General features: G+C 65.1%; 27 protein-coding genes. 9 read left to right on the forward strand and 18 right to left on the reverse strand.

All coding sequences use genetic code 11. From position 1 onward, the window contains the following. Window positions 1-626: 626 nt before the first annotated feature. Window positions 627-1,106 carry a GNAT family N-acetyltransferase gene (locus KHP60_RS09055; RefSeq protein ID WP_213563569.1) on the forward strand — a complete coding sequence of 160 codons (480 nt, stop codon included), beginning with the start codon at window positions 627-629 and terminating at the stop codon, window positions 1,104-1,106. Here the strand turns inward: KHP60_RS09055 and KHP60_RS09060 are convergent. From KHP60_RS09060 to KHP60_RS09085, 6 genes are all read right to left on the reverse strand, one after another. Continuing rightward, window positions 1,076-1,699 carry a nucleotidyltransferase family protein gene (locus tag KHP60_RS09060; protein ID WP_213563570.1) on the reverse strand — a complete coding sequence of 208 codons (624 nt, stop codon included), beginning with the start codon at window positions 1,697-1,699 and terminating at the stop codon, window positions 1,076-1,078. The genes KHP60_RS09055 and KHP60_RS09060 overlap by 31 nt on opposite strands. Before the next feature lie 21 nt (window positions 1,700-1,720). Further along, window positions 1,721-2,584, reverse strand: a complete 864-nt coding sequence (locus KHP60_RS09065; protein WP_213563571.1) for a tetratricopeptide repeat protein — start codon at window positions 2,582-2,584, stop codon at window positions 1,721-1,723. Window positions 2,585-2,817: 233 nt separating this feature from the next. Beyond that, window positions 2,818-3,048 (reverse strand): 30S ribosomal protein S21, encoded by a 231-nt coding sequence (rpsU, locus tag KHP60_RS09070; protein ID WP_009763401.1) that lies wholly within the window; start codon window positions 3,046-3,048, stop codon window positions 2,818-2,820. A 157-nt stretch (window positions 3,049-3,205) separates the two neighbouring features. Beyond that, the gene (locus KHP60_RS09075; RefSeq protein WP_213563572.1) at window positions 3,206-4,294 is read right to left on the reverse strand and encodes a 5-(carboxyamino)imidazole ribonucleotide synthase; all 1,089 of its coding nucleotides are present in this window, start codon (window positions 4,292-4,294) and stop codon (window positions 3,206-3,208) included. A gap of 7 nt (window positions 4,295-4,301) precedes the next feature. Beyond that, window positions 4,302-4,793, reverse strand: a complete 492-nt coding sequence (gene purE, locus KHP60_RS09080) for a 5-(carboxyamino)imidazole ribonucleotide mutase (protein WP_213563573.1) — start codon at window positions 4,791-4,793, stop codon at window positions 4,302-4,304. A 93-nt stretch (window positions 4,794-4,886) separates the two neighbouring features. Then, window positions 4,887-5,087, reverse strand: coding sequence for a YdcH family protein (locus KHP60_RS09085; RefSeq protein WP_036355000.1), 201 nt, complete (start codon window positions 5,085-5,087; stop codon window positions 4,887-4,889). 302 nt (window positions 5,088-5,389) lie between these two features. Between KHP60_RS09085 and KHP60_RS09090 the strand changes: the two genes are divergently transcribed. After that, the gene (locus tag KHP60_RS09090; protein ID WP_204238615.1) at window positions 5,390-5,572 is read left to right on the forward strand and encodes a YdcH family protein; all 183 of its coding nucleotides are present in this window, start codon (window positions 5,390-5,392) and stop codon (window positions 5,570-5,572) included. A 77-nt stretch (window positions 5,573-5,649) separates the two neighbouring features. Here KHP60_RS09090 and KHP60_RS09095 read toward each other — a convergent pair whose 3' ends face one another. After that, window positions 5,650-6,408 (reverse strand): sulfite exporter TauE/SafE family protein, encoded by a 759-nt coding sequence (locus KHP60_RS09095; protein ID WP_213563574.1) that lies wholly within the window; start codon window positions 6,406-6,408, stop codon window positions 5,650-5,652. A 113-nt stretch (window positions 6,409-6,521) separates the two neighbouring features. Here KHP60_RS09095 and KHP60_RS09100 point away from each other — a divergent pair, with 113 nt between their 5' ends. Together KHP60_RS09100 and KHP60_RS09105 are read left to right on the forward strand one after the other, a co-directional pair. Next, a complete protein-coding gene (locus KHP60_RS09100; RefSeq protein ID WP_213563575.1) occupies window positions 6,522-8,435 on the forward strand; it encodes a propionyl-CoA synthetase in 1,914 nt (637 codons plus the stop codon). A gap of 12 nt (window positions 8,436-8,447) precedes the next feature. After that, on the forward strand, window positions 8,448-8,675 hold the full coding sequence (locus KHP60_RS09105; protein ID WP_213563576.1) for a hypothetical protein: 228 nt from the start codon (window positions 8,448-8,450) through the stop codon (window positions 8,673-8,675). 36 nt (window positions 8,676-8,711) lie between these two features. Here KHP60_RS09105 and KHP60_RS09110 read toward each other — a convergent pair whose 3' ends face one another. Both KHP60_RS09110 and KHP60_RS09115 read right to left on the reverse strand, forming a co-directional pair. Then, window positions 8,712-9,428 (reverse strand): DUF1013 domain-containing protein, encoded by a 717-nt coding sequence (locus tag KHP60_RS09110; RefSeq protein ID WP_213563577.1) that lies wholly within the window; start codon window positions 9,426-9,428, stop codon window positions 8,712-8,714. Window positions 9,429-9,580: 152 nt separating this feature from the next. Then, window positions 9,581-10,579, reverse strand: a complete 999-nt coding sequence (locus KHP60_RS09115) for an NAD(P)H-quinone oxidoreductase (protein ID WP_213563578.1) — start codon at window positions 10,577-10,579, stop codon at window positions 9,581-9,583. Window positions 10,580-10,681: 102 nt separating this feature from the next. On the opposite strand from KHP60_RS09115, the gene KHP60_RS09120 reads away from it, so the two are divergent. Next, entirely contained in the window at window positions 10,682-10,888 is a 207-nt protein-coding gene (locus KHP60_RS09120) for a DUF1192 domain-containing protein (RefSeq protein ID WP_213563579.1), read from the forward strand. Window positions 10,889-11,215: 327 nt separating this feature from the next. Continuing rightward, complete coding sequence (locus KHP60_RS09125; protein WP_249688641.1) at window positions 11,216-11,752, forward strand: DUF1465 family protein; 537 nt, start codon at window positions 11,216-11,218, stop codon at window positions 11,750-11,752. A 329-nt stretch (window positions 11,753-12,081) separates the two neighbouring features. On the opposite strand, the gene rpmE is transcribed toward KHP60_RS09125, so the two are convergent. Then, complete coding sequence (gene rpmE, locus KHP60_RS09130; protein WP_213563581.1) at window positions 12,082-12,321, reverse strand: 50S ribosomal protein L31; 240 nt, start codon at window positions 12,319-12,321, stop codon at window positions 12,082-12,084. A 164-nt stretch (window positions 12,322-12,485) separates the two neighbouring features. Here rpmE and KHP60_RS09135 point away from each other — a divergent pair, with 164 nt between their 5' ends. The 3 genes from KHP60_RS09135 to pip all read left to right on the forward strand — a co-directional run bounded on the left by KHP60_RS09135 (window position 12,486) and on the right by pip (window position 15,598). Then, entirely contained in the window at window positions 12,486-14,285 is a 1,800-nt protein-coding gene (locus tag KHP60_RS09135) for an ABC transporter transmembrane domain-containing protein (protein ID WP_213563582.1), read from the forward strand. Between the two features lie 117 nt (window positions 14,286-14,402). Continuing rightward, on the forward strand, window positions 14,403-14,576 hold the full coding sequence (locus KHP60_RS09140) for a DUF3606 domain-containing protein (protein ID WP_213563583.1): 174 nt from the start codon (window positions 14,403-14,405) through the stop codon (window positions 14,574-14,576). 68 nt (window positions 14,577-14,644) lie between these two features. Next, complete coding sequence (gene pip / locus KHP60_RS09145) at window positions 14,645-15,598, forward strand: prolyl aminopeptidase (RefSeq protein WP_213563584.1); 954 nt, start codon at window positions 14,645-14,647, stop codon at window positions 15,596-15,598. A gap of 1 nt (window position 15,599) precedes the next feature. Here the strand turns inward: pip and KHP60_RS09150 are convergent, their stop codons facing one another. The 8 genes from KHP60_RS09150 to gap form a co-directional block, all read right to left on the reverse strand. Then, on the reverse strand, window positions 15,600-16,628 hold the full coding sequence (locus KHP60_RS09150; protein ID WP_213563585.1) for a peptidoglycan -binding protein: 1,029 nt from the start codon (window positions 16,626-16,628) through the stop codon (window positions 15,600-15,602). Beyond that, window positions 16,628-17,593, reverse strand: coding sequence for a flagellar motor protein MotA (locus KHP60_RS09155; protein WP_213563586.1), 966 nt, complete (start codon window positions 17,591-17,593; stop codon window positions 16,628-16,630). The genes KHP60_RS09150 and KHP60_RS09155 overlap by 1 nt, the downstream gene beginning before the upstream one ends. Window positions 17,594-17,711: 118 nt before the next feature. Next, entirely contained in the window at window positions 17,712-18,506 is a 795-nt protein-coding gene (locus KHP60_RS09160) for an inositol monophosphatase family protein (protein WP_213563587.1), read from the reverse strand. Between the two features lie 130 nt (window positions 18,507-18,636). Beyond that, a complete protein-coding gene (locus KHP60_RS09165) occupies window positions 18,637-19,536 on the reverse strand; it encodes a tetratricopeptide repeat protein (RefSeq protein ID WP_213563588.1) in 900 nt (299 codons plus the stop codon). Next, a complete protein-coding gene (locus tag KHP60_RS09170; protein WP_213563589.1) occupies window positions 19,536-20,186 on the reverse strand; it encodes a thiamine phosphate synthase in 651 nt (216 codons plus the stop codon). The genes KHP60_RS09165 and KHP60_RS09170 overlap by 1 nt, the downstream gene beginning before the upstream one ends. A 265-nt stretch (window positions 20,187-20,451) precedes the next feature. Further along, window positions 20,452-21,540 carry a class II fructose-bisphosphate aldolase gene (fba, locus tag KHP60_RS09175; RefSeq protein ID WP_213563590.1) on the reverse strand — a complete coding sequence of 363 codons (1,089 nt, stop codon included), beginning with the start codon at window positions 21,538-21,540 and terminating at the stop codon, window positions 20,452-20,454. Window positions 21,541-21,659: 119 nt separating this feature from the next. Further along, window positions 21,660-22,850: a phosphoglycerate kinase gene (locus tag KHP60_RS09180; protein ID WP_213563591.1), complete on the reverse strand. Its 1,191-nt coding sequence runs from the start codon at window positions 22,848-22,850 to the stop codon at window positions 21,660-21,662. A 13-nt stretch (window positions 22,851-22,863) separates the two neighbouring features. Continuing rightward, window positions 22,864-23,871: a type I glyceraldehyde-3-phosphate dehydrogenase gene (gap, locus tag KHP60_RS09185; RefSeq protein ID WP_213563592.1), complete on the reverse strand. Its 1,008-nt coding sequence runs from the start codon at window positions 23,869-23,871 to the stop codon at window positions 22,864-22,866. Window positions 23,872-23,882: the final 11 nt, after the last annotated feature.

Consider the following 23,882-nt stretch of genomic DNA (forward strand, 5'->3'; position numbering starts at 1 on the left):
GGAAGCCTGCTCCATGCCCGGCCTCGCGCCGGGCATTTTCGTTCCATGTCATCACCGTCCCCGGATCGAGCCGGGGACGGTGATGACGTGCGCAAATTGAATCTCTGATGTCAAAGAGCCAGCACTGTGTGGCCCGGAGCTGGTGAGCTCCGAGCCCGAAGGCAATCGAGGGTGGCGCGAGAGGCAGCCCGGCTCGATGGTATGGGAAAGATGGAAGAGCCGGACGGCCGCTTCGCGCATGGTTTGTTTCGGCGGACCTCCTGGCTGTGCCAGGGTCGGCCACCCGCAATCGCCGGCTTGCGAGGCCTGCGGCGGGACCGTGCCTGCTCCCTTCACTGCGACGCCTCGCGAGCGCGCCCCTCGTCGGAGCAGATCTGACCAGGGATATAGCCCAGGTTAGGATAACAGTCAAGAACAAAATAAGAACATCCTCGCCGTGACAGCTCCCTCGACGTCATCACCGGCCTTGTGCCGGTGATCCCGATCCGACGAGCACGGCGCCTCACCGTATCGAGAGGGCCGGGACTGATCTTTAGATCAAGTCCGGGGATGGCCATGATGAGGGAGAGAATGACGGCCCGCGCAAAAGCTGATTTAAGAAGCCGTCTTCGTTCTGGAAACTTTCTATGTCCGCCATCGCCCTCCGCACCGCCCTTCCTGCCGACCGGGATGCCGTCGTTGAACTCATCCACCAGCTCAATGTCTTCGAGGCTGATCTTGTCGGCGACCGACGGCGCGACTATGCGGCTGCGGCGGAGTATTACGACGAACTTATGCAGCGCCTGTCCCGCCGCAACGGTCGTATCGTCCTGGCAGTGACGGAAGGGCTGACGGTCGGCGCCATGGGCTTCTCACTCGATCAGGACGCGGCCTATGTGGCCGACAGCTTGCGCAACCACGGTACGGTGACGGATCTGATCGTGCACAACGACTGGCGCGGACGGGGCATCGGCCAGATGATGTTGAACGAGGCCGAGCGCCTGACAAAGGAGGCCGGCCTGAAGCGCCTCTTCATCGGCGTTCTCGTGGCCAATGAAAGAGCCGAGCGCACTTATCGTGCCTTCGGCTTCGAGCCTTACGTCTCGATCCTGTCGAAGGAACTGTGAGAGGCCGGATAAGCCTCTCCCCACGTCATGAGCATCGTCAGCCTCGGCCAGCGAGCTGGCCAATCCTTGCTGAGAACACGTTTCCGATAGACCTCCATCTTCTGCTCGAAGGCCGGCACCGGCCGCACGATCAGGTTCAGAAGATCCTTCACCCCATGGGGCGCCATCACGTCGATTCTTCCGTCGAGTGATCGCGCCGCGAGGGCGGTGGCGGTTTCCGCCCAGTGAGCGACGGCGTCGAACGTATCGCGATAGGGTGCATCGCCATTGCGACGATGCATACGGGCCTGGTTCTTCACCGACCAGATTGCCCCGGGAGAGATTTCGTGGAGGCGGTTCTCAAGGTCGCTTTCCCGCTCCCTCCGGGTGTCGCTCGGATCGAAGAAGATCACGTCCACGTCGTTGAGACAGGACACATCGATTGCGCGCCCGTGCAGGACGTCCCAGACGGTGTTGCGGATGAAGCCGGCGCCGATCCAGCAATCGGGAAGTCCGAGGCTTTCCACATGCAGAAGAAGCGCATGCAGGTCCGCATGCGCTTCCAAAAGTCTTGCGATATCGGCGATGGTCCGCAGGGGAGGGGCGGAGTTCATGCCGCCTTGCTCCGGGAGCGCTTATGAACGGAACAGGCCCGCGACGCCGCCCTGGAGCCTGGAGCTGCCCTGGCGCGCGACGCTGTTGCTGTTGTCGACGGCGAGCGCGCGCTGGTAGCTCTCTATTGCCTGCGTGCGGTCGCCCTTGCGCTCGAAGGCCACGCCGCGCCAAGCCCAGGAATTGGCGTCCTTGTTGTCGACGTTGAGGGCCGCGTTGAAGTCCTCGATAGCCTTGTCGTACTGGTTCGTCGCCACGAAGCTCTGGCCACGCGCGGCATAAGGGGCGCCGACGAAGGGGTTGCGGTCGATGGTGGCGTCGAAGTCCAGAATCGCCTGCTGGTGCATGCCCTGGCGCTGATACAGCAGACCGCGCGAGTGAAGCGCCTCGGCCGATTCGGGCAGGAGGCGGGTCGCCATGTTCAGGTCGCTGAGGGCTTCCTGATACTGGTTCTGGGCGCGGTACAGATTGGCACGGCCGATATAAGCCGGACCGTAGTTCGGATCGGCCTGGATCGAGCGGGTGAAGTCGGCGAGCGCCTGATCGTTGCGGTTCGTCTGACGCAGCGCCAGTGCCCGGTTGGTATAGGCCGGCGCGTAGTTCGGATCGAGCTGCACCGCCTTGGTGAAGTCGGCCATGGCGCTGCTGTAGTTCCCCACGCGGGCATAGGCGGCGCCGCGGGTGTTGTAGGCGCTCGGATCATTCGGGTTGCGCTGGATCACGTCCGACAGGGAGGAAATGTTGACCGTACTCGTGCCCTGCGTGTCCTCTTCCACAACGGCGATGCGCTGAGTGGGGCCGCCACCCGTGGTGCTGCAGGCGGCGAGGCCGAGGGCGACAAGGGTCAGGCTCAAGGGGGCCAAATGGCGAATCGATGGGGCGAACACCTTCGTCTCCAGCTTATTTACTCACGGATACCAGGGAGCGGCACTCTGGCGGGAAATCCTTAACAGCCGTGAAACAAGGCATCAAAAAGGCTTCGACGCAAGTGATATTGCAACTGGGTTTCGCCGCTGTCCGGACGAAGCGGGACCCCAGACATGCAAACAGCGCCCCGCTTGCGCGACGGGCGCTGGTTCACAACCGATAGGCTGGCCTTTTCAGGCGTGCTCGGAAGAGCTTAGCGGGTCGGACGGGGCTTCGAAGGCAGCAGGCCCTCGCGCTGCATGCGCTTACGGATCAGCTTGCGGGCGCGGCGAACGGCCTCAGCCTTCTCGCGGGCCTTCTTCTCGGACGGCTTCTCGTAGTGGCCGCGAAGCTTCATTTCGCGGAAGATGCCCTCACGCTGCATCTTCTTCTTGAGAGCGCGGAGCGCCTGATCGACGTTGTTATCCCGGACAAGAACCTGCACGCGAATTCCTCGTATTTGAACCGTTTCGACTGTGAAAAAACAACGAGGCGCGTCATGCGCACCTCTATCTGGTCGGCGTCGATATCAGAAGAAGCCTTGCCTGTCCAGGGTTGCTTCCCAAGAAATGCGCCGGTCCGGAGGGACAACGGCTCCGGTTCTAGAATGTTCGGCCCGCTTCCGGAAAAACCCGGGTGACATGTCCCATTTTGCGACCGGCCCGGGCTTCCGTCTTGCCGTAGAGGTGCAGATGTGCACCGGGCTCGGCCAGGAGTTCCTCCCAGGCATCCGCATCGTGCCCGATCAGGTTCTTCATCTCGACCCGGCCGAGACGGGCAGTGTCGCCCAACGGCCAGCCGCAGACCGCCCTCACGTGCTGTTCGAATTGCGAGGTCCTGGCGCCGCCGAGCGTCCAATGGCCGGAATTGTGCACCCGAGGAGCGATCTCGTTCACCATGAGGCGCTCGGTGCCGTCCTCGGTGATCAGAAACAGCTCGACCGCCACCACGCCCACGTAGTCCAAAGCCTCGGCGATGGCGCCGGCGATCCGGAAGGCCTGCTCTTCCGTCTCAGGGGAAACTCCGGCCGGAACCCGGGTGATGTCCAGGATGTGATGGCGGTGCTCATTGGCGCACAGGTCGTAGGCCGCGAACGCTCCCGCAGCGGTGCGGGCGGCAACCACCGAGACTTCCCGCTCGAAGGGCACGAAGCCCTCCAGGATGGAGGCGGCGCGTCCGACCTCCTCCCAGGCCGCGGCGGGATCCGTCCCGGGCGTGATCTTCACCTGCCCCTTGCCGTCATACCCGAAGCGGCGGGTCTTGAGCACGGCGGGCCTGCCGATGCGCGCGAGAGCCTCGGCCAGTTCGGCCTCGCTGGAAACGGGCGCGAAGGGCGCGACCGCGATGCCGAGGCCTGCGATGAAGCTCTTTTCGAGGAAGCGGTCCTGCGACACGGCCAGCGCCTGCGCGTTGGGAGCGAGCTTCGCATGGGCGCTCAGGGTGGCGGCGGTCTCGCTGGGTACGTTCTCGAATTCGTAGGTCACCACATCCACGGCCTTGGCGAAGCGCACCAGGTTCGCTTCGTCCTCGTAAGCCGCGATGGTGAATTCGGTCGCCACTTCGAAGGCCGGGCTGTTTTCCTCCGGCGCGTAGATATGGGTCTTCAGGCCCAGCTGCGCCGCCGCCATGGCGATCATGCGGCCAAGCTGGCCGCCGCCGAGAATGCCGAGGGTGCAGCCGGGACGGATCATGAGCTTTCTAGCTTTCGTTGGAGGGGCGCTCGGCCACGCTCTCGCTCTGGCGCCGGCGCCAGGCGTCGAGGCGATCGCTCAGGGCAGGATCGTGCAGAGCCAGCACGGCGGCCGCAAGCAGGCCGGCATTCACGGCCCCCGCGCGCCCGATGGCGAGCGTGCCCACCGGAATGCCGGCCGGCATCTGGACGATGGAGAGCAGGCTGTCCTGGCCTGACAGAGCCTTGGATTCGACCGGCACGCCGAAAACGGGCAGGGGGGTCATGGCGGCGGTCATGCCTGGCAGGTGAGCGGCCCCTCCGGCTCCGGCGATGACGACCTGAAAGCCTTCCGCCTTGGCGCCCTTGGCAAAGGCCACCAGCCGGTCCGGGGTGCGGTGGGCCGAGACGATGCGGGTGTCATAGGCAACGCCCAGCGCATCCAGCGTCTCGGCGGCGTGGCGCATCGTGGCCCAGTCGGACTGACTGCCCATGATGATGGCAATGGGGGGACGCGCCATGGCGTGGCTCCGGCTTCAAGGCCTCACGTATCCAGCCGGAATAGCGAAGCCGCCCCAGGCAGGCAAGGCCGTTCCCGAGCGGGCCACGCTTTCTCAGGCGATAATGTCAGGGGTCAGCTGATCTTCGAGCCGGATGATCTGGTCCTTGAGCGAAAGCTTACGCTTCTTCAGGCGCTGGACCTGCAGCTGGTCCCCGGCAACCATGCTCTCCAGGGCGTCGATGGCCATGTCGAGATCACGGTGTTCCTGCTTGAGACGGGCCAATTCCGCTTCCAGTTCAGCCAATTCAGTCATTGAAAATACCTAGACCATCGGACCCGAAAGTGATTTCCGCTCAAGGGATTGATCCTATGCTCAATCCTTGAGCGGCGCATCGTTCGAGCGGAAAACCGGATCCACTTTTCCGCACGATGCGCTAAGATGCCAAGCTGCCTTCGGGCGCCGGGCCAAGAGAGGCGGAAGTATGCTCTGAGGCCCTGGGGAGGGCAAGATCGCTCAAGCATCTTCTACTCTCGATTCTTCGAATTTCGCCTTCGACTCGCCACACTCTGTCTGCCACAATTGGCGGGTCAGTAGATCGAATAGGAGGAACTGACATGCCGCTGCAGAATCACCTGACGGAACTGGAACGGAAGCATCGGGCTCTCGAGCGCGAGATTCAGGACACTCTCAACAGACCGTCGGCAGATGACATGAGGCTGGCAGAGCTCAAACGAAGGAAGCTTCAACTCAAGGACGAGATTACACGGCTGAGAAGCTCCGAATCGGCGGTGCATTAGCCGCCCGGCTCCTCGATATTTCCCACCGGAAGAAGCCGTCGCTTCACGCAAGGAGTGGCGGCTTTTTCGCGGGGATTTCAGACAAGCGCGCTGATGCCGTCATAGATGAGCTTGGCACCGACAAGAACCAGCAGCACATAGACCGCCGTATAGAAGCTCTGGCCCGAGACGCGCCGCACGAGCAGGACGCCCGCCCAGGTGGAGGCGATCGCCACCGGGAACAGGGCCCCCGCCGTTGCCATGTTCTCCATGGTGAACTGACCGAGCGCCAGATAGGGCGGAACCTTGATCCAGTTGATGAGCGCGAAGAGCACCGCGCCCGTGCCGACGAAGATATCCCGCGGCAGGCGCTGGGGCATGACATAGATCTGGAAGGGCGGCCCGCCCGCGTGGGCGACCATGCTGGTGAAGCCCGTCACCCAGCCCCAGAAGATGCCGCGCGGCACATCGGCCGGGGCAGGCTTCGGCGGGGTCGCATGGCGTTCCACCACCATGCGGCGGATGGCGAAGGCCACGGAAATCACCCCGACCGCCAGCTTGACTGCCGCATCGGAAACCTGGGCCGCCAGGAGATAGCCCGTCACGATCCCGGAGATGGCGCCGAGGAGCAGGATGACCACGTTGCGGCGGTCCCAGGTATGCCGGTACGCCCAGACCGACACAACATCCTGGACGATCAGGATCGGCAGGGTGATGGCAGCCGCCTGCACGGGCGACACCACCAAGGCCATCAGGGGCAGCGAGAGGGCGCCGAGTCCCGAGAAGCCCCCTTTGGCGAGTCCAAGCAGGATGACCGCCGGAATGGCGGCGGCATAGAAGAGAGGATCGGTAATCACGAAAGCACTCGCCGAAAGTCGACTCGCCGAAAGTCGCCCCTGACCACGGCCTGGTGGCCTGCTACCACAGCAAGCGCTGGAAGTCTCATGCAGAGAACGCAACAGGGAACGCCATGTCATCCGCTCAAAGCCGCTATCATGAGGTCTATGCCGGCTGGCAATCCGATCCGGTGCGCTTTTGGGAAGAGGCCGCACGGGAGATCGACTGGATCAAGCCGGCCGAGAAGGTCTTCGACAGCCAAGCCGGCATCTATGGTCGCTGGTTCGCTGGCGCGGAATGCAACACCTGCTACAACGCCGTCGACCGGCATGTCGCCACGCGCGGCGAACAGGCGGCGATCATCTACGACAGTCCCGTCACGAACACCAAGCGCAGCATCACCTATGCGGAGCTGCGGGACGAGGTGGCGACGCTCGCCGCCGTGCTCCAGGACATGGGTGTCGCCAAGGGAGATCGCGTCGTCATCTACATGCCGATGATCCCGGAGACGAGTTTCGCGATGCTGGCCTGCGCCCGCATCGGGGCGATCCATTCCGTGGTCTTCGGCGGCTTTGCGGCGAAGGAACTCGCGACGCGCATCGACGATGCCAAACCGAAGATCATCCTCTCCGCCTCATGCGGCGTCGAAGGCGCCCGCGTCATTCCCTACAAGCCGCTTCTGGACGAGGCGATCGCGCTCTCCTCATCCAAGCCGGAGGCCTGCCTCGTCTTCCAGCGGCCGCAGCTCGCATGCGCCCTTGACGAAGGTCGCGACCGGGATTGGGCGAGCGCGGTCGACGCGGCGAGAGCCGAGGGCCGCAGGGCCGAATGCGTGCCGGTTGCGGCGACCGATCCGCTCTACGTGCTCTACACGTCGGGCACGACGGGCATCCCCAAGGGCGTGGTGCGCGACAATGGGGGCCACATGGTCGCGCTCAAATGGTCCATGGGCCATTTTTTCGGCGTGGAGCCCGGCGAAGTGTTCTGGGCTGCTTCCGATGTGGGTTGGGTGGTCGGACATTCGTACATCGTCTACGGGCCGCTTCTCCATGGCTGCACCGCTATTCTCTACGAGGGCAAGCCGGTGGGCACGCCTGATGCCGGCGCCTATTGGCGGGTGATCTCGGACCATGGGGTCGTGACGCTCTTCACCGCACCGACCGCCTTCCGCGCCATCAAGAAGGAGGATCCGAAGGCGGAACTCCTGAAGCAATACGATCTCTCGTCGTTCCGCGCCCTGTTCCTGGCCGGCGAGAGGGCAGACCCCGATACGGTCAAATGGGCCGAGGACATCCTGCAGGTGCCCGTCATCGACCATTGGTGGCAGACGGAGACCGGCTGGCCCGTGGCCGGCAATCCGCTGGGGCTCGGTGCCCTGCCGGTGAAGCACGGATCGCCCACGGTGCCGATGCCCGGCTATACCCTCGACGTGCTGGACGAGGGCGGCCGATCGGTCGGGCCCAACACGATGGGCGCCATCGTGATCAAGCTGCCTCTGCCGCCCGGCGCCCTGCCGACCCTGTGGCAGGCAGACCAGCGGTTCCGGGAATCCTATCTCTCGGTCTATCCCGGCTATTACAACACGTCGGATGCGGGCTATCTCGACGAGGACGGCTATATCTGGGTCATGGGCCGCACCGACGACATCATCAACGTCGCGGGCCACCGCCTCTCGACGGGCGGCATGGAGGAGGTGCTGGCCTCCCACCAGGCCGTGGCGGAATGCGCCGTGATCGGCGTGAAGGATGCGCTCAAAGGCGAGGTGCCGTGCGGCTTCGTGGTGCTCAAATCCGGCATCGACCGATTGCCGGAGGAGATCGAGGCGGAACTCGTGGGCCTGGTGCGCGAGAAGATCGGGCCCGTCGCCGCCTTCAAGCTGGCGATCACCGTCGCTCGCCTGCCCAAGACCCGCTCGGGCAAGATCCTGCGCGGCACCATGAAGAAGATCGCCGACGGCGACCCGTGGTCGACGCCCGCGACCATCGACGATCCCATGATCCTGTCCGAGATCGGGGACGCGCTGAAGGCGAGGGGGCTTTCCGGCTGAGAGGGTTCACGGATGACAAAGCCGACCGAGGATAAGCAGGCGCTCTTCGAGGCTTTGCTGTCGCAGGCCCTCGGAGACGATGAGAAGGCATTGGCCCATCGGATCGACAAGGACCTGCGCAACGCGGCTCGGCTTGACGCCATCGGGGCAAAAGCGCGCTTTGAGCGTAACCGTGGCAGGCCATCAAAGCCGCGGCGGCGGCAGCCCAAGCGCCAAGGGTCGGCAGACGAGACCAAATAAAAAGGCCCGGATTGCTCCGGGCCTTTCGCGTAAACCTTATTCCTCGTCCTCGTCGTCGCGCTTGAGCTGCTTGAGCTTGGCGAAGACCGAGTTGACGTCGATGTTCTCTTCCTGGGCCGGCTTCGGGCGGCTCATGTCCGCGAAAGGGTCGACCCGCTCGGGAGCCGTGGAGATCTCGGCCGGCATCAGGGTGCCGCCATGCTCCTGGGCCTCCACCTGCGGACGGTCCTTGGCGGCACGCTGCACCTCGAAATCGAGATCGATCTGCGAGCACAGGCCCAGCGTCACCGGGTCCATCGGTGAAAGGCTGGCCGAGTTCCAGTGCGTGCGGTCGCGAACCTGCTGGATCGTGGTCTTGGTGGTGCCCACCAGACGCATGATCTGCGCGTCCTTCAGTTCGGGATGGTTGCGCACGAGCCAGAGAATGGCGTTCGGGCGGTCGTGACGGCGGGACACGGGGGTGTAGCGCGGTCCCTTCTTGACCCGCTTCTGCTCAGGCAGCTTCACCCGCGACTCGGCGATCCGGAGGCGGTGATTGGGGTCCTTCTGGGCCTTCTCGATCTCTTCACGGGTCAGCTGGCCCGTGGTCACCGGATCGAGGCCCTTGATGCCGGCCGCGACTTCGCCGTCGGCAATGCCCTTCACCTCGAGCGGGTGCAGCTTGCAGAAATCGGCGATCTGGTCGAACGACAGCGATGTATTCTCGACGAGCCAAACGGCTGTCGCCTTCGGCATCAACGGTCCCTGGGACATGTGCGTGAACCTCCTTCAGGCCGGGCGCCGGATCATCGGCGCCGCACGGCAAAACTCTCTCGCGCTCCGAACCGGTCCGGACCGGAGCATCTCGTCTCACGATGTGAGGGAAACGAGATGATTATAGGGATCGTGCCGGGATGTTGCAAATTTTAAAGGCGCAACACGATCTTGCCGATATGCTGGCCTCCGTCCATGCGGGCATGGGCCTTGGCCACGTCCTCAAAGGCAAAGGTCGAGTCCATCACCGGCCTGCAGCGGCCCTGTGCCAGGAGCGGCCAGACCTTATCCTCGAGCGCCTCGGCAATGCCGGCCTTCTCTGCCGGCGAGCGGGGGCGCAGGGTCGAACCCGTATGGGTGAGCCGCTTGACCATCAGGCGGCGGAAGTCGACCTCGGCTTTCGGGCTCTGGAGGAACGCGATCTGCACGATCCGCCCATCCTGTGCCGCAGCCTCGTAATTGCGGGGGATGTAATCGCCTCCGACCATGTCGAGGATCACGTCCGCGCCCCTGCCGCCGGTGGCCTCCTTGGTGGCCGTCACGAAGTCCTGATTCCGGTAATTGACCGCGACATCGGCGCCAAGCCGCAGGCAGGCGTCGCATTTTTCCTGAGATCCTGCGGTCGCGATGACCGTGGCGCCGAAGGCCCTGGCGAGCTGAATCGCCGTGGTGCCGATGCCGGAGGTCCCGCCATGCACGAGGAGCGTCTCGCCCGATTGCAGGCGCCCCCGGTCGAACACATTGGTCCAGACGGTGAAATAGGTTTCCGGGATCGCCCCTGCTTCCTCGAAGGACAGGCCGGCGGGAATGGGAAGGGCGTTGCTCTCATGGACGATGGCGTAATCCGCATAGCCTCCGCCGGGCACCAGGGCCATGACCGGAGTGCCGACGGCAAACCGGGCGGCGTTCGGGCCATTGGCCGTCACTTCGCCTGCGATCTCGAGCCCGAGGATGTCCGGAGCCCCGGGAGGAGGGGGGTAGCCGCCCTGCCGCTGGATCACGTCCGGGCGGTTCACGCCCGCCGCCTTCACACGCACCAGGATCTCGCCCTCCTTGGGCTCGGGAACCGGGCGCTGGACCACCTTGAGAACCTCCGGCCCTCCGCTCCCATCGGCAATGACGGCGCGCATCATATCCGGGGTCTGCCCCATTTTTCCCTCCTTTGGTCAACAAGCTCACGGGATATAGGCCCCGTTGGCAAGGAATACATGCCGGAATAGCGTTGATGACCAACCCTTGAAGAGGAGAATGCCATGGCCCTCGATCCGTTCGCCGATGAGCCGCGCCAGATCATGAGCGGGCACGAGATCGGCCAGGATCTCTCGATGCTCTCCATCGACGAACTCGATGAGCGCGTCGAGATGCTGGAGCAGGAGATCGTGCGCATCAAGGAGGCGAGGGCACGGAAGGAAAACTCCCGCGCCGCCGCGAGCGCCTTCTTCAAGCTCGGCCAGGATTGAGACGGCCGTAACGAAAAAACGTCCTTAACGGTGCATTAACCATTCTCGGATAGGAGTAAAGGCATCCAGGTCTCTTCCTGGATGCCGAGTGGCTTCGTAGCCTACTCTGTTCGACGCTTCCCTGTTAGACTTCAAGAGCCGCCTCGCGCGGCTCGATTTTTATGAGCTTCCCGAGCATCGGCGAAAAAATGGAAGCCGCTTCTGCGCACCATGCGCTGGCTTAACCTTAAGAAGAGGTTACCGAGGCAAGCGCGGCCAGTCCGTCCTATAATCAGCCCATGAATTGCAGAACCTCCGCCCTTCGAGGCGGGGAGAGGCCCTTGGGAGATGTGCGTGAACGAACCCGATGTGATCCAGCTCGACATCGATCCTGTCCGGTTCGGGCAGAGCTTCGTGGGCTCTGAGGCTTTCAAGGCCCTCTTTCAGGAGGGCATGGAGCTCATCGAGGAGACGGCCGCCTATCTCGACGGACCGGGCCGTGAGGAATCCCGCAACCTGCCGCGCCAGGCAAGCCTCGTCTATGCCAGCGAAAGCATGCGGCTCACCACGCGCCTGATGCAGGTCGCCTCCTGGTTGCTCCTGCAGCGGGCCGTTGCCGAGGGAGAGATCTCCTCCGATCAGGCCCGGACCGAGAAGAACCGCGTCCGCCTGAACGCGCATGACACCGCCACGACCGTTGCCGAATACGCGGCGCTTCCCGTCCGGCTGCGGGAGCTGATGGGCCTCGCGACAAGGCTCCACGCCCGGATCCTCCATCTCGAGCGCCTCATCTCCGAGGGCGAAACGCCCCCACGGGCGTCGGCCCCCAACCCGGTCGCCACCCAGCTCGGCATGCTGCAACGGGCCTTCGGGACGGCGGAGTAAGGCCTCGGGCCCGGATTATCGCCAAACCCCATCCTCATAACCCGACCCGTGAAGGGCCGGCCGGCCTCACGTCATCAACGGCCTCGTGCCGGTGATCCCGGTTGATTGAGGCGCAGCGCCTGTCCCATCGGGATGGCCGAAACCGTCCCCGGATCACGTCCGGAGACGGCCATGACGGCGGGGGAAGGGCCTGATGAGCCAGCACCGAGGAGCCTGCGTGGCAGCTTCAGATCGAACCCGATGCCAGTGGGGAATTGTCCAAAGAAAAAGCCCCGCCGAAGCGGGGCTTTTTGCATTCCGGTCGGAAATCATCAGCGCCGGGCGCCGGATTACTTCTTGGCGCCGAGGCCCAGGCCGCCGAATCTCGAGTTGAAGCGCGACACGCGGCCGCCGCGGTCGAGCAGCTGCTGCGAGCCGCCGGTCCAGGCCGGGTGGGTGTTCGGGTCGATGTCGAGGTTGAGGGTGTCGCCCTCTTTGCCGTAGGTCGAGCGGGTGGTGTACTCGGTGCCGTTGGTCATGACCACTTTGATGAAGTGGTAATCGGGATGATCGGTTTCTTTGCGCGCCATTGCCATAGTCCTTCTTGCGGCCAGCCAGATCTGGTCCAGCCCGCAATGTTAAGATCGAGCCTGAATTGATGAATGCGCGCCTATACCTCACTTAAGACCTTGAAACAAGCCGGGGCAAAGGTGCTAAACCGCCCGATGTCGCGTTTCCGGAAAACGAAGGTGTCATGGCCGACCATTCCCAAGGGCAGAACCGCCCCAAGGCTGCGCTTAGCGCCCTGAAGCCGCTCATCCCCTACGGCCTGGCTTACAGGGGGCGGATCGCAGCCGCGCTGGTCGCCTTGGCCATGGCGTCTGCGGCCACGCTCGTCGTGCCCATCGCCGTGCGCCGGGTCATCGATTTCGGCTTTTCCGAGCAGGGCCGGGCCTACATCAATGCCTATTTCGTCCTCCTGATCGTGGTGGTGGGCGTGCTGGCCCTGGCCAGTGCGTTTCGATACTATTGCGTCATCACGCTCGGTGAGCGGGTGGTGGCGGATCTGCGCTCCGCCGTGTTCCGGCACCTGACGTCCCTCGATCCGGCCTTCTTCGACCAGACCAAGAGCGGCGAGATCGTCTCGCGGCTCACGGCCGACACCACCCAGGTCAAGGCGGCCTTCGGGGTCAGCATCTCGATTGCGCTGCGCAATCTCTTTCTCTTCCTGGGCGCGACCGTGCTCATGATCATCACGAGCCCGAAGCTCTCGGCGCTGGTGCTCCTCGCCATTCCGGTCATCGTCCTGCCCCTGGTCTTTTCCGGCCGCGCCGTGCGGCGGCGCTCGCGGGCGGCGCAGGACCGGCTGGCCGACGCCTCGGCTTATGCGGCGGAGGCCATCGGCGCGGTGCGGACCATGCAGGCCTTCGGCATGGAGAGCCTCACCGCCTCCCGTTTTGCTGCAGCTGCCGAGGAGGCCTTCGGCGCAGCCCGGCTCTCCACCACCATGCGGGCGTTCCTGACCGGCGCGGGCATCTTCCTGGTCTCGGCGAGCGTGGTCGGGGTGCTCTGGTACGGCGCGCAGGATGTCCTGGCGGGAGAGATGACCGGAGGACGACTGTCGCAGTTCGTGCTCTATGCGGTCTTTGCCGCAAGCTCGCTCGGTCAGCTCTCGGAGGTTTATGGCGAGCTCGCCCAGGCCGCCGGCGCGGCGGAGCGCCTCGGTGAAATCCTGGCGGCGAAGCCGGCCGTCGAGCGGCCCCACAATCCCAAGGCCCTGCCCAATCCGCCCCTCGGCACCGTAGCCTTCCAGGATGTGCATTTTTCCTATCCGACGCGCTCCGAGCAGAGAGCCCTGCACGGCCTGAGCTTCACCGTTTCCTCCGGCGAGCGCGTGGCCATCGTTGGACCCTCCGGTGCGGGAAAAAGCACGATCCTGCAGCTGCTGCTGCGCTTCTATGATCCGCAAGGCGGCACGATCTGGGTCGATGGCGTGCCGATCACCGAGGCCGATCCCTTCGCGCTGCGCGCCCGCATGGCCCTGGTGCCGCAGGAGCCGACGATCTTTGCCGCATCCGTCCTCGACAACATTCGTTACGGCCGCACTGATGCGGCGGAGGACGACGTGCGCCGCGCGGCCGAGCTCGCCTCCGCCGACGGCTTCATCCAGGCCTTGCCGGAGGGCTATCGGACGATGATCGGCGAGCGCGGGGTGACCCTGTCGGGCGGCCAGCGCCAGCGCTTGGCCATCGCCCGCGCCATCCTGAAGGATGCGCCGATCCTGCTCCTGGACGAGGCGACCTCGGCTCTCGATGCCGAGAGCGAGCGCAAGGTCCAGACGGCCCTCGACCGGCTGATGGAAGGCCGCACCACCCTCGTCATCGCCCACCGACTCGCCACCGTACGGTCTGCCGACCGCATTCTGGTCATGGACAAGGGTCTGATCGTGGAGGAGGGCACGCACGACACGCTCCTCGCCCAGGGCGGCCTCTACGCCCGCCTCGCCCGGCTCCAGTTCACGAGCGCGCAGGAGCACAACGAGGCGGCCGAATAGGCCGCTGCCTGAAAAAGATGCATGGCTGCGGGCTGACTTCCCCCGCGCCGCTCCCATCTGATGGGAAGAGTGGCGTCGGAACGAAAACGGCTTTTGGGACTGGCCGGGAGCTCAGCCATGGGCGTCAGCAGGAGACATCCCCAGGACTCGACCCGCATCAACATCCTTGAATCGTGGGATCTCCAGTACTGGTCCGACCGCTGGAACGTCCCGCGCCAGCAGGTCGTGGATGCCATCCGTCGTGTCGGCGATCAGGTCCACGACGTCGCCCAGGCGCTGGGGAAGATGTAAGCGGAAATCCCGCAGATCAGCATTCGGCCCGATCTGGCGTGACAGAGCCGGCATGATAAACAGGGGGAATGCCCGACCTCTACCCTCCCATCGAACCTGACACTTCCGGCATGCTCGATGTCGGGGACGGGCATCGCGTCTATTGGGAGACCTGCGGCAATCCCGCCGGAAAACCTGCTCTGGTTCTCCATGGCGGCCCCGGTTCAGGTTGCACCGTGAATGCGCGGCGATATTTCGATCCGAGCGCCTACCGGATCGTGCTCTTCGATCAGCGTGGCAGCGGGCGGAGCACGCCGCATGCCAGTACTCCTGGCGTCGATCTTTCCACGAATACCACAGCGCATCTCATCGCCGACATCGAGCAGCTGCGGCGGCATCTCGGGATCGAACGATGGCTGGTGCTGGGCGGGTCATGGGGTTCGACCCTGGCGCTTGTCTATGCCCAACAATATCCCGAGCGGATCACCGAAATGGTGCTGTTCAGCATCGCCACCACCACGGCCTCGGAAATCGAGTGGATCACTCGCGGCGTCGGCGCCTTCTTCCCTGAGGCATGGAGCCGGTTTCAGGCAGGTGTCCCGGACGGGGATCGGAACGGAAGTCTGGTCGAGGCCTATCACCGCCTCCTTGTGCATCCCGATCCGGTCGTCCACGAGAAGGCGGCGCGGGACTGGTGCGATTGGGAAACGGCCATCGTCGCAAGACATCCCGGACACAAGCCCCATCCCCGCTATGAGGATCCGGCATTCCGCTTGGGCTTCGCGCGGCTGGTGACCCATTACTGGCGCCACCGGGCCTGGCTTGAGGACGGGGCTCTGGTGCGGGATGCGCACCACCTTGCCGGCATTCCCGGCATCCTGATCCACGGCCGGCTCGATCTCGGCGGCCCGCTCGTCACGCCCTGGACGCTTCAGCAGAACTGGCCCGGCAGCGAACTGATCGTCGTCGGCGGGGCCGGACACGATGCGCGTGATCCTGGCATGACTGAGGGCATCGTCGCGGCGACCGATCGCTTCGCGTGACCTAGCGTTCCGTCAATTTCAGCTCGATGCGGCGGTTGCGGGCAAAGGCTTCTTCCGTGGTCCCGTTGTCGAGGGGCTGGAACTCGCCGAAGCCGGCGGCGACGAGATGCTGGGGCTGGACGCCTCGGGCGACCATGGCCTGGACCACGGCGATGGCGCGGGCCGAGGACAGAGCCCAGTTCGACGGGAATTGCGGCGTGTTGATAGGGCGTTGGTCGGTGTGACCATCCACGCGAATCACCCACGGGATATCCGGTGGAACCTGCTTTTCGAGTTCGATGAGCGCACTGGCGATGCGGTCGATCTCGCCGGAGGCTTCCGGACGCAGGACGGCCTGGCCTGCCGGGAAGAGCACTTCGGACTGGAACACGAAGCGGTCGCCGACGATGCGCACGTCGGGGCGGTTGCCGAGGATCTGCCTCAGGCGCCCGAAGAAGTCGGACCGGTAGCGGGCGAGTTCCTGCACCCGCTGGGCCAGCGCCACGTTGAGGCGGCTGCCGAGGTCGGCGATGCGGGCCTGGCTTTCCTTGTCCCGGTTCTCGGAGGCGGACAGCGCCTCCTCCAGGGCCGCGAGCTGGCGGCGCATGGCGGCGATCTGCTGGTTGAGGATCTCGACCTGGCTGAGAGCCCGCCCGGTGGCCTGACGCTCGGTTTCGAGCTGCGTGCCCAGCTCCTGCGCCTGGACCTGTGCCGCGCCGCCGCTGTCCAGGAGGCCCTGCAGGCGCGCGCGCTCGGCCTCGTTGGCCCGCAGCGTCGTCTGCAGTGATGCTACGGTATCCTCGATGGTGCGCCGGTTCGAGCGTTCCAGGGAGAGAAGGTCGGTCAGCTCGGAAATCTGTCGGTTCAGGCGGTCGAGCACGGTGTCGCGGCCAGAGAGTTCGCGCGACAGGAAGAACTGGCCGACCGTGAAGACCGAAATCAGGAAGATGATGGCCAGCAGGAGCGTCGACAGGGCGTCCACGAAGCCCGGCCAGTAGTTGATCTGGCCTCCGCGTCCCCGCCGCCGTCCGCCCGCGCTCGAGACCGGCATCAGGGCAGCCTTTCACGGGAAATGCGGTCCAGGACCTGCTTCAGCTCCTTCTCGCGGGCCGCCTGGGCCTCGACCCAATCCCGGATCATCTGCTGCTCCGCCCTCATATGCTGGACGAGGCCCTGGACGCCCTCGGCCAGATTGGCCATGGCCTGGGTCGCCGCCCGGCCGCCGGCGCCGTCGTTGACGGCGGCGGTCAGCCGGTTGAGGGCCACCGTCAGGTCGTGCGAGGTGGCGCCGGCGCGCAGATTCGTGTCGGCGGGCGTGTCCATGGTCGAGGTGGCCAGCCAATCCTCCAGCTCCGTATAGAAGCGGCTCTGGGCCTGGCCGGCCTGAAGGTCGAGGAAGCCGAGGACGAGAGAGCCCGCCAGGCCGAAGAGGGAGGCCGAGAAGGACAGGCCCATGCCCTGCAGGGGGCCGGCGAGGGAGTTCTTCAGCTCGTCGAAGAGAACGGCTGAATCCTGGCCCGTCCTGAGCGAGGAGATGATGCGCCCGACCGAGCCAACGGTATCGATGAGGCCCCAGAACGTGCCGAGAAGGCCGAGGAAGACCAGCAGGCCGGCGAGATAGCGGACGATCTCCCGGCTCTCGTCGAGGCGCGCGCCGATGGAGTCGAGGACCGAGCGGGTCGCCGCAACGGAGAAGCCGGACTGGCCGGGCCGGTTGCCGAGGAGAGCCGCGAGTGGCGCCAGCAGGACCGGCGGGGAGGGAGCGACGAGCCCTTCTTCGGTCTGCCGCAGGGTGTTGACCCAGCGCACCTCGGGAAAAAGCCGCCAGACCTGCCGGATCGCGAGCGCGATGCCAATGAACATCACGCCCAGAATCAGGGCATTGAGGCCGGGATTGGCCTGGAAGGCTTCCCAGATCTGCCGATAGAGGATGAAGGCGACAAACCCCGCCAGAACCAGGAAGACCGCCATGCGGATCAGGTAGATCCGCGGTGGGGTAAGGGGTTGGTCCGCCATCGTTATCCTGTGCATTCGTGCTTCGGGACTGCATCAATGTGACCGCGCCCGTCCGAAGGATCAAGCGCGACCATAGCCGTCTTCAACCTGCACGAACAGAAATCTCACCGGCAGAAAGTTACCCCTTGGCTTTTTTCAGGAGCTTGAGCAGCTCGCGGTGCATGGTCTCGTTCCCGCAGGCGATCGAACCCTTGGCGAGCGGGTCGCTGCCGCCGTCCGCGTCGGAGACGAAGCCGCCCGCCTCGCGGATCATCAGGATGCCGGCGGCGATGTCCCAGGAATTGAGGCCTCGTTCCCAATAGGCGTCGAAACGCCCGCAGGCCACATAGGCGAGATCCAGGGAGGCCGCGCCCCAGCGGCGCATGCCGCCCACATTGCCCATCACGGAGGCGCATTCGCGCAGGAACAGGCCGTGGTCGCCCTTGCCGATATGCGGAAGGCCACAGGCCACGACGGCATCCGGCACCTCGGTGCGGGCCGCCACCCGGATGCGGCGGTTGTTGAGATAGGCGCCCTTGCCGCGCTCGGCGATGAAAAGCTCGTCCTTGGCCGGATCGTAGATCACGCCGGCAACGATCTGGCCATCACGTTCCAGGCCGACGGAAATCGCGAATTGCGGCAAGCCGTGCAGGAAGTTCGTGGTGCCGTCGAGCGGGTCGATATGCCAGCGATGGCTCGTATCCGTGCCCTCGACGACGCCTTCCTCCTCCAGGATGAAGCCGTAGCCGGGACGCGCCTTTTCGAGCGCCTCGCGCAGGATCTTCTCAGCCTTGCGGTCGGCAGCCGAGACGAAGTCGCCCGGCCCCTTTCGAGAGACCTGCAAGTTCTCGACCTCGCCGAAATCGCGCTTGAGCGAGCGCGAAGCCTTCATCACGGCATCGGTCATGACGGTCATGAGGGGCGAACGGATCATGGGGCAGGTCCTGACAAAGAGCAATTTTCAAAGAGAAGTGTGGTCGATGGACCACGGGACGGTTTGCGTCAAGCGGTGGTCAACCGAGCAGCCGCGCGAATGATCCCGAAGGTCCCGGGTATTCATGCGCTCAGCGCATGCCGAGGCGTTCCGCCGCCAATTTTTCGGCGCGCTTGCGATCCTCGGCGCTCAGATCTTTGAGCGCGTCGTCGAGCCAGGGGTCGGCGAGGCCCTGCGCGGCGGCAAGAATATGCCAGGCCGCCGCATCGACCTTGTTGGCGGGCACCCCGCGTCCGGCGACGAGGAGGCGGGCGAGGCGGTTCTGGGCAATGGCGTTGCCCTTGGCGGCGGCCCGGCGGAAATAGCGCGCAGCCTGGGATTCGCTCGCCTGAACCCCGTCTCCGTTGAAGAGCAGGATCGCGTATTCCACCTCGCCGACCGAACTGCCGTTGCGGGCCGCACGCTCGAAAAGGCGCGCGGCCTCGGATGCATCCGGGGCGACGCCCCGGCCCTTGAGGTAGAGCACGCCGAGCGCATGCTGCGCGTCCGGGATCTCCGCCGCGGCCGCCTTCTTCAACAGCTCGACGGCCTTCTGCAGGTCCGCGTCGCTGCCGCTGGTCAGCAGGAGCAGGGCCAGGTTGTGGGAGGCCAGCGGGCTGCCCTTCGCGGCCGCCTGTTCGAGCCAGGTCCGGCCCTGTGCCGCGTTCTTGGCCATGCCGCGCCCGTCGAGAGCCATGAGGCCCAGGGAGGCGAGCGCATTGGCGTCGCCGCGTCCCGCGGCCAGACGGTACCATTCCGAGGCCTTCTTGGGATCCATGGCGACGCCGAGGCCCTGATTGTAGAGTTCGCCCAGAAGGGTCATGGCGGCGGCATCGTTGGCGTTCTTTTCCAGGCGCAGGTTCGCCTCGCGGAAGGCCGTCTGGTAGAGGCCGCGCTGATAGGCGCCATAGGCGAGATCGGGCTCCGCCGCATGGCTCGACGTTGCGACGGCCGCCAGGAGAGCGCCGCCGATGATCCAGGACGACCGCATCAGCGCGATGCCTCCTGTCGCTCAAGGATCTCCACTGCCGCCCTCACGGCGGCCGCGGGCCCGTCCGGATGAGACCAGACCGCATCGCCCAGGGCGACGAACTCAGCGTTCGTGGCCGCCAGGGTCCCGACCGCATCGAGGCTCGGAGCATAGGCGACGCAGGGCGTCTCGAAGATCTCGGCCCACCAGGAGGCCCGCTCCACCACGCTTTCCAGGGAGGGGAGAGACCCGTCGGGACGGGGTTCGCCGAAGAGCAGGTAATCGACCCCGGCTTCCCCTAAGGTCATGGCATCGTCCTTGGTGCGGATCGCTCCGACGCCGATGGCGCGCTCGGATTTCAGCCGGTCGCGCAGGTCGCGCACGCGGACCGGATCCCCCGGAACATGGACGCCGTCGGCTCCGCCCCGGGGGGCGACATTCGCGAGATCCGCCTTGCCCTCGGCCGAGACGAGCACGGCTGCCCCATGCTCCTGCGCCATGGGAGCCAGAGCCTTCACCTGATTGGTGAGGCCGCGCTCGTCGGCAAAGGCGAGCCGCAGCAGGACGGCCGCGACGGCTCCGGTTCCGCAGGCCTCGGCGAGGCGCGGTGCGAAGGACGCATCCTCCAGGACGGGGGTGATGAGGTAAAGGCGGGCGGCGGTGTCGGCCATGGGTCTCGAGGTCACGAAAAAGGAAAGACAGCGTTTCCATAACGAAAACAGGGCCATCTTGCGAGGCCCCGCTTGTCGATCATGATTGAGGCGAAAGCCCGATCGATGAATAGCGCGCCCCGCTTCCGTCATGGCCGTCCCCGGACGTGAGCCGGGGATCGGTCCCGGCCGTCCCGATCAGGGGAGGCACGGCACCTCTCGAAACGAGATCACCGGCACGAGGCCGGTGATGACGTGGCGGGTTCATCGGGGGCCGGAACCCTCTTTACTCGGCCGCCTGACGGCTCGCGCCGAAGGTCGGGTCGAGTTCGCCGGAGGCGTAGCGCTTGGCCATCTCGGCGAGGGTGAACACGCGCTTGATCTTGGAGGCCTGGCCGGCGGTGTTGAACTCCTGCAGGCGCTGCTTGCAGAGCTTCGTCATCGCTTCCATGGCGGGCTTGAGATACTTGCGCGGGTCGAACTCGCCCGGGTTCTCGGTCAGCACCTTGCGGATCTGGCCGGTCATCGCCATGCGGTTGTCGGTGTCGATGTTGATCTTGCGCACGCCGTGCTTGATGCCGCGCTGGATCTCTTCCACCGGAACGCCCCAGGTCGGCTTCATCTGGCCGCCGTACTGGTTGATGATGTCCTGCAGATCCTGCGGCACCGAGGAGGAGCCGTGCATCACCAGGTGGGTGTTCGGGAGCTTCTTGTGGATCTCCTCGATCACGTGCATGGCCAGGATCGCGCCGTCGGGCTTGCGGGTGAACTTGTAGGCCCCGTGCGAGGTGCCCATGGCGATGGCAAGGGCGTCGACCTTGGTCTCGGCCACGAACTTCACGGCTTCGTCGGGGTTCGTCAGCAGCTGATCGTGCGAGAGCTTGCCCTCGGCGCCGTGGCCGTCCTCGGCCTCGCCTTCACCGCTCTCCAGCGAGCCGAGCACGCCGAGCTCACCTTCCACCGAGATGCCGCCGAGATGGGCCATCTCGACCACCTTCCTGGTGACGCCGACATTGTAGTCCCAATCGCCCGGGGTCTTGCCGTCGGCCTTCAGCGAGCCGTCCATCATGACCGAGGTGAAGCCGGCCTGGATCGCCGTCATGCAGGTGGCGGGCTCGTTGCCGTGATCGAGATGCACGCAGACCGGAATATGCGGATAGATCTCGGTGACCGCGTCCATCATGTGCTTGAGCATGACGTCGTTGGCGTAGGAGCGCGCACCGCGGCTCGCCTGGATGATCACCGGTGCATCGACGTCGCTGGCGGCGGCCATGATGGCGAGCGCCTGCTCCATGTTGTTGATGTTGAAGGCAGGCACGCCATAGCCTTGCTCGGCTGCGTGATCCAGAAGCTGCCTCATGGTGATGCGTGCCATTTCGTCCTCCTTATTGGGCGCCGTTCTTCTAAGCGCGCCGAAACTGAACCTTAGCTTAAGCGAACCCGGGAGTGCGTTTCCGTACGAGGAAGGTTAACCCCTCGCCGGAGAACGGTCCTTCAAGCTCTCAGCGCTTCCACGCCGGGCAGCGACTTGCCTTCGAGCCATTCGAGGAAGGCGCCGCCTGCAGTCGATACATAGGTAAAGTCGTCCGCAACGCCAGCGTGGTTGAGGGCCGCCACCGTATCGCCGCCGCCGGCGACGGAGACGAGCTTGCCTTCCCTGGTGCGCCGGGCCGCATGGCGGGCTGCCGCCACAGTGCCCTGATCGAAGGGCACGATCTCGAAGGCGCCGAGCGGACCGTTCCACACCAGGGTCGCCGCGTCGTTGATCGCAGCCGAGATGCGCTCGACCGATTGCGAGCCCACGTCCAGGATCATCTGATCCTCGGGGATCGCATCGATGCCGTAGGTGTGGTTGTGGGCGCCCGCCTTGAAGTCGTAGGCGCAGACGCCGTCGACGGGCAGGATGATGGCGCAGTTGGATTCCCGCGCCTTTTCGATGATGCGCATGGCGGTCGCCGCCAGATCCTTCTCGGCCAGCGACTTGCCGATGCCGAGCCCCGTGGCGTGGACGAAGGTGTTGGCCATGCCGCCGCCGATCACGAGGGCGTCGACCCTGGTCACGAGGTTTTCGAGCAGGTCGATCTTGGTCGAAACCTTCGCGCCGCCCACGATCGCGACGACCGGGCGCTTGGGTGCCTCCAGGCCCTTGGTCAACGCATCGAGCTCCGCCTGCATGGTGCGGCCGGCGAAAGCCGGCAGCGCGCGGGCGAGGCCCTCCGTCGAGGCGTGAGCGCGGTGCGCCGCCGAGAACGCGTCGTTGATGTAAAGGTCGCCGAGCTTCGCCAGCTCCTGAACGAAGGCCGGATCGTTCTTCTCCTCGCCCGGGTGGAAGCGGGTGTTTTCGAGGAGAAGCACATCACCGTCCTTGAGAGAGCTGACGGCTTGAGCGGCGGCTTCGCCGATGCAGTCATCGGCGAAGGCCACGGGCTTGCCGAGATGCTTCGAAACAGCTTCCGCGACAGGCTTCAGGGATTCCTTGGGATCGCGTCCCTTCGGGCGTCCGAAATGGGCGAGAAGGATCACCTTGCCGCCCTTGTCGGCGATTTCCTGGATGGTGGGAAGGACGCGCTCGATGCGCGTCGCGTCCGTCACCCGGCCGTTCTCCATCGGGACGTTGAGGTCCACCCGGACGAGAACGCGTTTCCCCTTGACCTCTGCCTGGTCGAGCGTGCGGAAGGCGGTCATGAAGCGGCCTCCCTTAGATGAGCTTTGCCATGGCGATGGCGGTGTCCGCCATGCGGTTCGAGAAGCCCCACTCGTTGTCGTACCAGGACAGCACGCGCACGAAGTTGCCCTCCATCACCTTGGTCTGGTCCAGGTGGAACACGGAGGAATGCGGATCGTGGTTGAAGTCCGACGAGACGTTCGGCTGGTCCGTGTAGCCGAGGATGCCTTTCAGCGGTCCGTCGGCGGCAGCCTTGATCGCCGCGTTGATCTCTTCCTTCGTGGTGTTCTTCTTGGCCACGAACTTGAAGTCGACCACGGAGACGTTCGGGGTCGGCACGCGGATCGACGAGCCGTCGAGCTTGCCGTTGAGGTCGGGCAGGACGAGGCCCACCGCCTTGGCGGCGCCGGTCGAGGTCGGGATCATGTTCAGGGCCGCCGCGCGGGCGCGGTAGAGGTCCTTGTGCATCTGATCGAGGGTGGGCTGATCGTTGGTGTACGAGTGGATCGTCGTCATGAAGCCCTTCTCGATGCCGACCGCGTCGTGAAGCACCTTCGCCACGGGGGCGAGGCAGTTCGTGGTGCAGGAGGCATTCGAGATGACGACGTGATCCTTCGTCAGCTTGTCGTGGTTGACGCCGTAGACGACCGTGAGGTCGGCGCCGTCCGCAGGAGCCGAGACGATGACCCGCTTGGCGCCGGCGGTCAGATGCGCCGAGGCCTTCTCCTTCGAGGTGAAGATGCCGGTGCATTCCATCGCGATATCGACGCCGAGTTCCCGATGCGGCAGGGTCGCCGGATCCTTGATCGCCGTGACCCTGATCTTCTGGCCATTGATGACGAGGAACTCGCCGTCGACCTGCACATCGGCCGGGAAGCGGCCATGGACGGAGTCGAAGCGGAGCAGATGGGCGTTCGTCTCGACCGGACCGAGATCGTTGATGGCAACCACCTCGATATCCTTGCGGCCGCTCTCTACGATGCCGCGGAGGATGTTGCGTCCGATGCGACCGAACCCGTTGATCGCGACCTTCACCGTCATAGTCTTAGCTC

The sequence above is a fragment of the Microvirga sp. 3-52 genome (genome assembly GCF_018383585.1).
Classification (GTDB): Bacteria; Pseudomonadota; Alphaproteobacteria; order Rhizobiales; family Beijerinckiaceae; genus Microvirga.